A 12,226-nucleotide genomic window follows, 5' to 3' on the forward strand; every position below is an offset into this window, starting at 1 on the left:
GACGTTGGGAAATTGTGCTTCAATGGAAAGTCCGTATTACTTTCCCGTGCGTGGCCGCACCCGAAACCGTAGCACGCCCACGGGCAGGGCACCCGGCGGCGTGTTGCCTGGTGTCCTGCCGCCGATGCAGGACATTCCTGGCTGTAGTGCGCTTCGGCCGACCGACAACGAGGCATATGAGAAAGGGCTGCCGGTCTACAACCGGCGTACAGAGGCCCGCCCGGCGCTTCGCGCTCTGTGCAGCACGCCGGAGGCCGTCGCTGGGGTAGTCGACTGGGCGAGGCGCAACGGCGTGCCCTTCGCCACCAGGAGCGGCGGGCATTCCTATGAGGGTTATTGTTGCAGCCCGGACGTCGTGATTGACGTGCAGGGCTTGGACAGCATTGATTTCGATCCCCGGGAGAAGACAGTCTCGGTCGGCGCCGGCGTCACGCTCGGCGCGATCTACAAGGCGCTGCGCGACAGGGGAGACAACATTGGCTTCGTCGCCGGCACGTGTCCCACTGTCGGCGTCGCCGGGCATGTGCTGGGGGGCGGATATGGATTTCTGGCGCGCGCCTACGGCCTTGCCTGCGACAACCTCCTGTCGGTCGGCCTGGTGGACGCAAATGGGCTGCGCATCCAGGCCAGCGCGACGGCAAACGCGGATCTGTTCTGGGCTTGCCGGGGCGGGGGAGGCGGATCGTTCGGCATCGCCACCGATTTCACCTTCCAGACCCGCCGGGTCGACGGCGTCTACGTCTTTAAACTCGTCTGGTCTTTGCCAAAGGCGCGGGCGAAACGCCTGATCAAGGCCTGGCAGGCCTGGGCGCCGGCGACACACAGCGCCATCACCCCGCTGCTCAAGGTCGGAAAGACGGACACCGGCGTGTATGGTATGCGCTGCATCGGCCAGAGCATCGGCACGGAAGCGCAATTGCGGCGGGAGCTTGCCGTGCTCACAGCGGTCGAGCCGACCGGGGTCGTCATCCAGCACAAGACTTTCTTTGCGGCCGTTGACGGGTTCAGTGGCGGCTGGGCCTACATGAGCAAATACAGCAAGGAGCGGTCCGACTATGTCGCATCGCTTTCCGACGCAGGCATAGACATGCTGCTTGATCGCCTCATGGGCATTCCGACAGGCCATGTGGTTGCGCTCCTCAATGCCTATGGCGGAGCCATCAATGACGTTGCCGCCGGCGACACTGCGTTTGCTCATCGCAAAGGCACGGGTTTCTGCATCCACTATTATTCCGAATGGGAATTGAAACGGTACACGAGCTCGCGGTTGCGCGAAAGCGCCTCGGTCTTCGCGCCGATGCGGCCGCATGTGAGCGGCGGCGCCTACGTCAACTATTGCGATGCGGATCTGGCCGACTACCAGCATGCCTACTGGGGAGCCAATTTGGCGCGGCTGAAACAGATCAAGCGCAAATACGATCCTGGCAATCTGTTTCGGCACGGCCAGAGCGTGCGGCCGGCTTGATTCGGTCCGGCAGTGGAGGAGAGCGTGGCATGACTAGCGTAGCACCGGCATTCAAGCCGAGCCCAGATTTCACCTGTGACCTGCACGACGGATGCTTATACGACGCAGGCCTGCGCCCGTGGCGGCAGGACACCTATCGGCTCGAGCCGGTGCAGATGAACGGCAAGCTGCTGGTCCATAATTACGGGCACGGCGGCGCCGGCATCAGCATGAGCTGGGGGTGCGCCGACGCGGTGCGCACGATCGTGCTGCAGGCCCACGCGCCAGGGCCGGCATCTCCAGTGGCCGTGCTCGGTGCAGGGGTGATGGGACTCACAGCGGCGACACTGCTCCACGAAGCAGGGTTCCAGGTGAAAATCTATGCGGAGAAGTTTTCACGCACGACCTCCGACGTGGCAGGCGGGCAGTGGGCACCCTCCATCGTCATGCATGAATCGAGCAAGGAGGCGCAGTTCTTTGCCCTGTTGAAAAGGGCGTTCGACATGCACAAGACGAGACTCGGCAGCGTGTATGGCGTTTCGGAACGGCTGAACTATTGCCTCGAGCCGGCGCCGGGGCTCGAAAAGGCCGTGAAGGCAGGGGTCATTCCCCCACCAAAGGGACTCGACCTGCCTTTCGAGCATCTCAGCAAGCCCGGGCTGGCCTATGAGACGCTGCTGGTAGAGCCCCCGATCTTCCTGGGCAGACTGCGCTACGAACTCCAGCAGCAGCATGTTCCCTTCATCCAGAAGACATTCAAATCACAGCAGCAGGTTTGGGGGCTTGCCGAGCCGATCGTGATCAACTGCACTGGGCTCGGCTCGAAAAAGCTGTTCAAGGATTCAAAGCTGAAGGCCGTCAAGGGCCAGCTTGTCCTGCTCAAGCCGCAGCCGGGACTGGATTATCTCTACAGCACGGGCACCACCTATGTGTTTCCGCGTGCCGATCACGTGGTGGTGGGCGGCTCGCAGGAGAACAGCTCCGATCCAACGCCCGTTCCCAAGCGCTGCCTCGAAATCCTCAAGACGGCGGATGACCTGTTCAGCGGCCGCCAGGTGCGGCCGCTTGTGCACAAAGCCTGGATGCTCAGAGACAAATAGGGACGGGTATGGCAACCAGTTCGGACTACATCATCGAGCGGCTGCGCCAGCACAAGGTCGAAGCCCTGTTCGGTGTGCCCGCGGTCTATTGCGCGCCGTTGTTCCAGGCGGCGGAGCAAGCACCTAGAATGCCCGGCCGGCCTGATTTCCGTACAGTCGTCACCAGCAGCGATCTCGAGGCGGGATATGCCGCCGACGCCTATGCGCGCGTGCGCGGGCTGTCGATCGTATCCGTCGCCTATGGCGTCGGCACGCTGAGCCTGATCAACGCTATGGCCGGCGCCTATATCGAGCGTAGCCCGGTCGTCGTGATCAATGGCGGTCCTTCGAACGGCAACATAAAGACCCAGACCGAAAAGGGCATCCTGTTTTCCCATTCCATGGGCCGGCCGCACAGCGACCTCGAGGCGTTTGCCCCTTTCACGGCATTCTGCGAAAGAGTGACCGAACTGGCGAACGTACCGGCCAAGGTCGACCAGGCAATCGTCACCGCCTTGAGCCGGCAACACCCGGTCTATCTTGAAATGCCGCAGGACCTACTCGGGGATCCCAATTGCCCGAAACCGGTCGGAACGCTCGCCCCTTTCATTCCCCCCGGCACGGCGGCCCAAGCGGCGCAGAGTACGGTCGCCCGCATCAAGGCCGCACGCAATCCGGTGCTGATCGTCGGCGTCGAAGTGCAACGTTACGGGCTGGCTGCGCAGGTGAGTTCGATCATAAACAAGCTCCAGCTGCCATGGACCACGACGCTGCTCGCGCGTTCGACCCTTTCGGAGCAACTCCCGCGTTTTCTCGGCGTGTTCAACGGGGACAAAGCGCCCCCATCCGTCACGAAAGCGATCGAGGACGCCGACCTGGTGGTTGCGCTGGGCGCCGTGTTCGGGTCCGGCCACGCGCGCATCATGCTGAGCAAGTTCGACCAGACCATCAGAACCTGGGATGGGAAAGTCGTCTTCCCCAAGATGCCAGAGCAGCCGGCTGGTTTCCCGCAATATGTCCGCGCGCTCGACCAGCAGGCTTTTCAGAGGCCTTCCTCTCAGGCTGACGACGGCCAAGCGCGAGACGAACAGGACGACAGCGTCCGTGTCGAGGAAGATGGCGAGAGTGCGTGGGACGGCGACCGCGGAACCGCGATCGTGCAACTGGCGGTTTCCCCGACGCCGAAAACTGTGCCGACGCCGGTTCCTGTGGGGCTGACCTACAAGGAACTCTTCGACACCATCAATGAAGTGGCGTTCCTCGACCCATCGTTCACCATAATTCCGGACACGTTCCTCGGAATCTATTCTGCCGCCTCTGCCGCCCTACGCATGCCGAGCCAGAACTGCTTCATCAGCAGCGCACTCTGGGCGTCGATCGGGCATTCGGTGGGCGCTGCCGTCGGCGCTGCCATCCCCAAGGAAAAACGACCACTGGTCATCTGCGGCGACGGCGGTTTCCAGATGACGGCGCAGGCACTGTCGACCATGGCAAGGATGAACATGAACGCCATCGTCATCGTGGTCGACAACGGTCTCTACGGATATGAGCAATGGCTTCTCGACAAGAGCTACTATCGATCCGGAGCGACCAAGCCGCCGCTGCCCTACGCCGAGCTTTCACGCTGGGCCTACGGCGATCTCGCCTCAGCAATGGGGGTCGGGATGACCGCAAAAGTCGATTCGGTGGCGTCACTGCGAGCCGCCCTGGCAAGGGCAAAGGCGTATGCTGGCGGTCCGTCGTTGATTCACGCGATCGTGCAGTCGCGCTCGCTTCCGCCGGAGCTGTGAGAGGAGGCCGCATGGCAATGCAATCATCGCGGCACCTCGTCGGCAGGGTCGGCTGAAAGGCAAAGTGGGATGACGAGCATCGGACAGGACGAATAGGCAAAGGGGGGACCATATGAAACGGAGCAATGCGCTTGCGCTTCGAGTTCTGGAGCTTCAGCAACGGCTCAGAGAAGCGATAGACGAAGAAACGGAGGCCGAGGCCAAACGCAACCGGGCAAAGATCGCGGCGTTCGAAACCAAGAGGGCAAGGGCGATCACCTCGGGCAAGGCCGGGCCACCGTCGCCGCTGCGGCTTCTCGCCGATGGCGACTCCTGGTTCGACTATCCGCTGACAAACAACACCGCGGTCTGCGTGGCAACCGACATAATCGTCCAGCTGCGCCGCATGGGAAATCCGCGACCGATCATCCACTCGGTTGCGCATCACGGGGAGACATCGGTCGACGAACTCGTTCTGCCAAAGCAGCAACGGATGATCAATCTGCTCAAGAACGGGGCGAACTGGGGAGCGCAGGGCAAGCCGGATGCAATGCTCTTCTCGGGCGGCGGTAACGACATTGCCGGCGATCAGTTCGTGATCTTCGTCAATGACGCGTCGATGGGAAAGCCCCTGAACGAGGCGCGGCTCAAGCTCGCGATGGGCGGCATCGAGGCTTCCTATCAGGAGCTTTTCGACTTCCGCGACAAATATGCGCCCAATGTTCCGATCTATGGCCATTGTTATGATTTCGCCATTCCGGACGGCAGGCACCCGCCGCTTCCGGGTGTCGGACCCTGGCTGCAGCCCTCGCTTTACTTCAGCGGACAGACGAATTTCGCCGCAAACAAGAAAGCTGTCGTCAAAGCGCTGACTCTTCTCAAGGATCTTCTGAAGGAACTGGCCCGCGAGGCCAGGAACAGGTTTCACCTGATCGATACACAGGGAACGATAAAGAAGGCATCGGAGTGGGCAAATGAACTGCACCCCACGGAGGCGACCTTCAAAAAATTTGCAGAGCTGTTTCGAAATAGGCTTGCGGATGATTTCCCCGGCCGAATCTGACTGGGCCGGCAAGCGCTTGATCGAACATTTTCCGGAGGAATAAGCTCATGGCGAAAATCAACCATGTCTTTGTGTTGATGCTCGAGAATCGATCTTTCGACCATCTATTTGGACTCTCTGGACTGCCCGGAGTACCGAAGCCTCCAGCAAAGTTTGGCTTCAAACCAGGAGCGCCTGATCAGCTGACAAGTGATCCTCCGCACGAATTCGATGATGTCGCCGTACAGATCGACAGCGGCGCCATGGATGGATTTGGCAAAAGTGGCGGACCGGACGTGCTGAAAGGATTTAGCCAAGCTGACATTCCGGTCCTGGTCAAGCTTGCGAATGACAGTCTGTTGATGGACAACTGGTTCTCTTCCATGCCCGGCCCTACTTGGCCCAATCGTTTTTTTGTTCACGCGGCTTCCTCCGGGGGGCTGGACAACAGCATGGGCACGTTCGATGTTATAAAGGCTGTCACCAATCCTGGTTTTTGCCTGCGATTTCAGTATGGTCATGTCTTTGATCGGCTGTCTGGGCGAGGAGTACCTTGGAGAATTTATCATGGGGACAGCTTCCCACAGGTACTTTCACTCAAAGGTATGGTTGCCAAGAAAAGCGATGCCACGTTCTTTCGTCCCGCGTCTGATTTTGCTTCCGATATGGCGCGGGGTGACACAGTCGCTTACACATTCATCGAACCAGACTATGACCTTTTTAGAAGTTACCGTTATGGAAACTCTCATCACCCGCTAGGAAAAATAAGCACGGGCGAAACATTTATTGCATACATTTACAACGCGATTTTCAAGCAAAATGCCGGAAAAAGTAGTGTTCTGGTTGTCACTTGGGACGAACATGGCGGGTTCTTTGACCATGTAGTCCCGCCCCCGGCGACGCCGCCCGGTGACTCGCCGCTAAATCATTTGAGAGCGAAGAAGCCTCGCAATTGCAGGTTCGACCGTTTCGGCGTGCGTGTCCCGACGTTGCTGATTTCGCCCTGGCTCCCGGCTGGACTCGGATCTCGTGTCTTTGGTCCAAACACCGCATTCGATCATTCGTCAGTCGTTCGGGCCCTAAGATCGACATTCAGTCTGGGAGCAGAACTTACTTTACGTGATCTGGCGTCGCCGGACTGGAACCAGGTGTTGCTGGAGAAGCCAAGAGCCCTTTCTGTAGAATTGCCCGAGGTGATGGCACCGCAGTTTGACGCACGCCCTCCCAGTCTGGAAGAGATTTCAGCCGAAGGATCGCCGAGCGGCAATGTTCTGGGAACTGCTCAGATAGCGGTGGATCTGGATTGGTACATCGCTGAGCGGATCCACAAGGCTCCGCTGATTACATCCGAATTCGAGGCCAGGCTACTCCCGGTCCAGGCCGTACTCACCCGACAGGATTCTCCCCACTCAAGCGCTTTGGTTGATGACGGCGAGGCGCATCGAGTGTTGCTCCAGTATATTGCCGCCGTAAGGTCACGCGAGATCGAATTTCAAGAGACTCGAAATCCGCCTTGACGCATACTTGTCCACCTCATGCGGGGCCTGCGCCTGCCATATTACTCACCGGGTCTTGATATTGGCTCCATCTGGCCTCACACTCGATTTAGCTTCACAGTTGGTCATTTGCAAAAATTTCGACCAGGACAACTACTCACACGTGGAGGTTCTCGATGAAACTCGCGACCGCGTTTATTATGTCAATTCCATTCGCTTTCGGGTTGATACAGCCAGTCCCAGCGAATGCTGCGATGGCAGTAGCAAATTCATTGGAGGAGTCTCCGCACGTTGGCGTTGCATATGCAAAGTCGGCTGCAGACGCCAGCGCTGCTGCAATAGCAGCTTGCAGGAAGGCCGGCGGGCAGCAGGGATGCGAACTGTACGCCATCGTAATTAAGGCCCCGTCGGGTTATCGAAAGGCGACATGTCTGGCCGCCGCACAGGGGCGTAATGGTGACTTCGGTTATGCCATCGGACCTACCAAAAAAAGAGCTCAGGCAGCGGCCGTCGTATCTTGCAAGGATGGTGCCATTGCACCACGGCAATGCGCCTTGTCTGGAGCCACGGTGTGTCAAGACACAAATGGCGATCAAATTAGATAGAGGCCTTTTTTATGCCAGAGCGGGCGCAGCGCCTCGTCGGCAGTGGGTCTCTTGCGCGAATGGGACTGGCGGGAGGTAGTTAAATAAGTATAGATGAAATGCTTATGAAGCTATTTGCGGAGAGAATCCATGCTGACGAAAGAATATTGTAAAGGCGTCGCAAACGTCGTCATAGCCGTAGCGTTTGTTTTTCTATCCGGAGGAGAGGTGAATGCAAAGGAGCGTATGAAAGATTTTGGAGATGCGGGGATATATTGCGAATCGTCTGACAGTAACATCGGAAATTTCTACAGATATGTCGAAAAGACTTGCAAGAACAAGTACAAATGTTACGTTAAGGCAACTGCTGTAGCTACCAGAAAAGAGCTAAAGCAGCACAGGTGCACCGGTTTTTTTGTTGCCCCGGTGTGTAAGGGGGAACCAGCGAACCTAGAGACCAGGTCGATTTTTGGCAAACTTGCAGTGTTCTGCCCGAAATAGGCTTCTAACCTATCACGACCGCCGATCGGCTTTAAATCTTTGGGAATTATTCCCTTGACGTACGTTGCCCTAATCTGTGGCACGCGATAGCGACTTCGTAGCTGGAGGAGCAACCTCAGCCCCGGCTATATGGTCACCCTTGACGATCTTTAGTTTCTCATTTGCATGATGTCCGAAAAAGACCTGCCGAGGCAGGCTGAAGCCGAACGTGTCTGCAGGATCAATCGTGCCCCAAAACTTTGACGGCCAGAAGCACCAACGGCCCGATCCTGTGGGTCCGGCTCTCTGTGCAGCGCTAGCATGGGCGCGCGGCGCTACTTAGGTTCGCATTCGGTATCTACGGACATTATTCCTTTATCGTCGACGAACTGAAACCTCAGCGCGGTTAGGTAGTTTAGAAGTGGGTTGCTGTCGTGTGTTGCGTTGATTTGTGTATCGAAAGTCAGTTCGGAGAAATTATCTCCGTTTCTGACAGAGAAAATTAATCGAGCGGAATCGGCGTCCTCAACAAAAGGATCCAATTTCAACAAGGATCCAGGATTAAAGGGTAAATCCAGAACACTTTGACCCGCTGGTGCTTCCAGAGAGAGCCTCCCGCTCCGATTGGACTCATTGGTAAAGGAGAATTCATAGAACTTTATTGCCATTATGCACACTCCGTTTGCTGATGATTCAAAAAAGTGCCACGATCAACCCCTCGACACCTTCAGCAGAATCCAGCCAGAAGGGCGGCCTGCTGCACACTCAGGGCAGTCTTGAAGGGTACTGGCTCAGCCTCTGGTTGACGGCTAGAGCCGTCTTCCCAGGCGGCCGACATCAGGCCTGTCACCAGTGTTGGCAGCACCTGCCGATACCCAAGCCGCACATGATGTTAGGGGCGGTAGGCGGGCCACATACTGGTCATCGAGATCTGGATTGCGCCGGCGGGCAGCCTCGCATGCCGGGGGCCGTCTTCTGGAATGCGTGTTCAACTGGAACATATGATGAAGTGCCGATCCGGACCCTGGTGGCTGGCTGGAAACCTTATGCCGCCCATGCTCCCGAAGCGGCACGCCCAAGGTCGATCACCGCTCGGTTGAATTCGTCGATATCATTGCAGACCTGGTCGGCGATCCCGGGCAGCGCCGGGTTCGCCAAGTCCCCGTCGATAATTTCCTGAATGCTCTGACGAACGGTCAGCTTCCCGACACGGCCATAGATGACCGCGTGAAGGTGCATTGCGAACACATCGTCACATTCAAGGCTCTGCAGGGCAATGTTCAGGCCGTTGATAATGTCGTCGACTTCCGCCCTGGTCTCGGCAAGCTGATCCCGAAGCCGCTGCTGATCTTCTGGGGTTCCTTGGCCGGAAGCAATTTTTGCCAGTGTTGCCAGCATTCCCGACCGAAAGAACGTGAGTTCTCCGGCATCACTGGCATGCTTGTGATATGTCTTCATTTTAACGAAGGCGCTGATCACGAGCTTCATCTGATTGGTCAGGCTGGCTAGCTGAGCTGAATTCTCGTTTGTGCGACTTGAAACATCCCGTCGCCAGCGGCCCTGCTCCTGCTCCGCCTTGGGCGGGTGCGTCACCCGCAGCAAGCCGGTAAGGAGGCTCCCTCCTGGAACGAGCTCGGCCGCGCTTTCGGCGAGTGTTCGCCCCAAAGCTCGACCATCGGAAGGTTCGGGCGGAATGATTTTGCGACCACCGTCTTCGACCACGAGACCCTCCATATTATGACCGTTGACACTATTGCCTGCCACCGCTGGAATGTTTGTGCACCGGCCAACGTTCTAGCTTCTGGCAACAGGGTGGCCGGGCCAAACAAAATGCACGTTCGCGTACTTCGACAAATACGGCTTCCATCCCTTGTTGCCTGATCTGAGCGCCGATGATGCGAAAATGCTGCGCAGTCTCCCTAAATGATCCAATTACCGGCCCGGCAGGGTTCATGCACTCACAGTGAGAGTCTCGCCACCATGGGACAATGGTCGGAGATTGCGAGCAGGGGGTCCGGATGCGCGTCGCTGGCAGGCTTGGTTCCACCAAAAACGCCTATCGCGACATGTTCGGCTGCCTGAGCGCTCGCTATGCCACGGCTGATCAGGATATGATCGAGCCCCAGCGGGTTTCGACATCCAAGGTTCGCGGATTGACTGAGCTGCTTCCTCTCGTCTGAGCTCAGAATTTCCGTTTCGCCCTTGTGGCAAAGCGCCATTGTCGTCGCGTTTTCCGCACATTCTTCAGGAAGCAGAGTCACCGTTGTCGCAGCCGGGTCATCATCGAACACTTCTCCGAACAGGTCCTTTACCAGTACACCGGCCGGCAGAGGCGTGTACGGTGAGCTGCCATCCGTCCGGACCGGACCTGTTTCGTGCACTTCGTGCCAGAAGTTCCGGTTGAAGTCCCCAAGCAGAATGACTTTATCCGTACTGCTGAACCGGTCCTCAACCCAGTTTTCAATTGGAACGATCTGCTGCTGCAGGATCCTGCAGTCGCGGTCGTTGCCGTCCGTCAGGTCCCCGCTGGCCTCGAGCGGTGATACGCAGGACGATTTCAGGTGCACGACCAGTACACGAAGCAGCTCTCCGTCGATCTTCAGATCAACAGACAATCCGGGACGGGGCTGGTCTTCTTCCGGATTATCAGGAAGGCTCAGCTGCGGTTCGACCGTGCAGGCAACCGCCTCACCAAGCTCCGCCTTCCACGCGACGGCAAGGCGCTGAATTTTGAAGTCGGAGAAAGTGCAGACGTTGTAACCGTTCCCCCCGTCAGGCAGGGCCTCTCGAACGGCCTGCTCGCCACTTACCTCTTCAAAAGCGTAGATGTCGGCGGGGATGGTGTTCTGTATGAAATCATTGAGCTGCTGCAGCCGCTTGTCATACGCGCCAACAGTCACTGGCACAGTATCGAAGGAGCGATCCTTGTAGACATCGCACACCGGGAATTTAGTCCAGTCCCATTCGACCTTCTCACGAAAATTGACCTGCCAGCCAGGGATGCCCGTTCCGCCAGTCGAAGGCTTCCAGACACCGGTGGTGGTGTCCTTTTCAAACAGACCATCGCATTTGGCGATCCACGTCGCCGCCGTGGCCTTGTCTACGTGCCAACCCAGATTCCAAGTGGCAACGGTTATGTCACGTGCTGCCGCGGGTGCCGGCAGGAGAGATCCAAGAATTGCAGCTGCTACACAAATACGCATGATTTCCTCGCATTCCATCAGGTTTCAGCGATATCCACTGCGCACAATTGTCGAAACGCATCATTCTCCCGAATACTGTCATTGTCCAGCTCGCGGTAGAACGAGACACTGATACGTCCCTTGAATGCTACGACCGAAAGCGAACATAGTGCGCAATTGCCGTCTATGCCGATCGATGATGTTCAGCAGTCGAGAGATGCTCCTGATCAGTAACTGCCTTTTCTGGATCGTCCTTCAAAAAACGTTTCGACAAACCCGGGTCAATTCTGTCTGCCTGGGCCAGAGCCCGCAAGGCCCGGGTTCCCAAGTCGGTATCGGAGAGGCATTGCAGGAAGCGGCATTGGCCTCGCGTCCGGATTGAACATAGCCCCGGATATTATTGGCTTGCCTGAGGGCGGCTGCCTCACCAAGAAGACGATCTGTCCGTGCCTTTTCTGCCTTAATTCGTCGCTAGCGCTGCGTGAATGAATCCTCGATCGCTGGCGTCTTTGCCGAGTCAACGGCGGATGGCTTGGCGCATCAATTTGCAAGAATCGCATCTCGACGGCCTTAGCAACTGCGCGAAGACCAAATTCATGATGCGATCATATCGTCTGCGTCTGTCCCGCGAGATGAGCCAGCGTTAGTTCATAGAGAGGATGCCGCTGTCCGCATCGCAACTCGCGGACCTCAAGCGCCTGCCGATAATAGGCCACGGCGCGCGGTCTATCTCCCAGGCGGCGGTACGCCCGTCCTAAATTGTGCAGCGCGTAGCGCGCGTCACCGCTGGACGCCCCTATCCCTGCCCAATTGTCATATTGAACGGAAGGCGCTTTGCGGCGCTGAACAGCGATTGCAGTCCCGGCGCTTCGGCTGGAGAAACGAGGGGTGACATAGGTCGACCCGAAGGAGAGACTGTCGGTCCAGAACGCCCGATATTCTGCCGATACTTCGGGCCCTGCTGGCGGAAACCAACCAAGTCGCGGAGCCTCTCGTTCGGAAGCTAGCTTCGGATCAAGCTCGCCTGGTGCAACCTCGAACAACTGGACGCCTAGATCTCCTGCAGTCAGGCCAAAAATTCTGGAGTTATTGCTCATGATCCGGACCTCCGAGGCTGCACGTCGACGAGCGCTCCGCAGACGACTTATAT

At 57.9% G+C, this 12,226-nt stretch carries 8 protein-coding genes; 6 read left to right on the forward strand and 2 right to left on the reverse strand.

What is annotated here, in order from left to right:
- Positions 1-124 precede the first annotated feature (124 nt).
- The 6 genes from A9K65_RS13790 (at position 125) to A9K65_RS13815 (ending at position 7,915) form a co-directional block, all read left to right on the forward strand.
- The gene (locus A9K65_RS13790) at positions 125-1,465 is read left to right on the forward strand and encodes an FAD-binding oxidoreductase (RefSeq protein ID WP_064994748.1); all 1,341 of its coding nucleotides are present in this window, start codon (positions 125-127) and stop codon (positions 1,463-1,465) included.
- Between the two features lie 29 nt (positions 1,466-1,494).
- Positions 1,495-2,544 (forward strand): FAD-dependent oxidoreductase, encoded by a 1,050-nt coding sequence (locus A9K65_RS13795; RefSeq protein ID WP_084016050.1) that lies wholly within the window; start codon positions 1,495-1,497, stop codon positions 2,542-2,544.
- 8 nt (positions 2,545-2,552) lie between these two features.
- Positions 2,553-4,313, forward strand: a complete 1,761-nt coding sequence (locus tag A9K65_RS13800; RefSeq protein ID WP_064994750.1) for a thiamine pyrophosphate-dependent enzyme — start codon at positions 2,553-2,555, stop codon at positions 4,311-4,313.
- Positions 4,314-4,785: 472 nt separating this feature from the next.
- Positions 4,786-5,355, forward strand: coding sequence for a hypothetical protein (locus A9K65_RS35160; RefSeq protein WP_157678482.1), 570 nt, complete (start codon positions 4,786-4,788; stop codon positions 5,353-5,355).
- 47 nt (positions 5,356-5,402) lie between these two features.
- Positions 5,403-6,851, forward strand: a complete 1,449-nt coding sequence (locus A9K65_RS13810) for an alkaline phosphatase family protein (RefSeq protein WP_064994752.1) — start codon at positions 5,403-5,405, stop codon at positions 6,849-6,851.
- Between the two features lie 713 nt (positions 6,852-7,564).
- Complete coding sequence (locus tag A9K65_RS13815; RefSeq protein ID WP_086081310.1) at positions 7,565-7,915, forward strand: hypothetical protein; 351 nt, start codon at positions 7,565-7,567, stop codon at positions 7,913-7,915.
- Positions 7,916-8,938: 1,023 nt separating this feature from the next.
- Here the strand turns inward: A9K65_RS13815 and A9K65_RS13820 are convergent.
- Entirely contained in the window at positions 8,939-9,616 is a 678-nt protein-coding gene (locus tag A9K65_RS13820; protein WP_157678485.1) for a hypothetical protein, read from the reverse strand.
- Positions 9,617-9,852: 236 nt separating this feature from the next.
- Positions 9,853-11,115: an endonuclease/exonuclease/phosphatase family protein gene (locus A9K65_RS13825; RefSeq protein ID WP_084016052.1), complete on the reverse strand. Its 1,263-nt coding sequence runs from the start codon at positions 11,113-11,115 to the stop codon at positions 9,853-9,855.
- Positions 11,116-12,226: the final 1,111 nt, after the last annotated feature.

It is taken from the genome of Mesorhizobium sp. WSM1497 (assembly GCF_001672455.2).
Lineage (GTDB): Bacteria > Pseudomonadota > Alphaproteobacteria > Rhizobiales > Rhizobiaceae > Mesorhizobium > Mesorhizobium ciceri.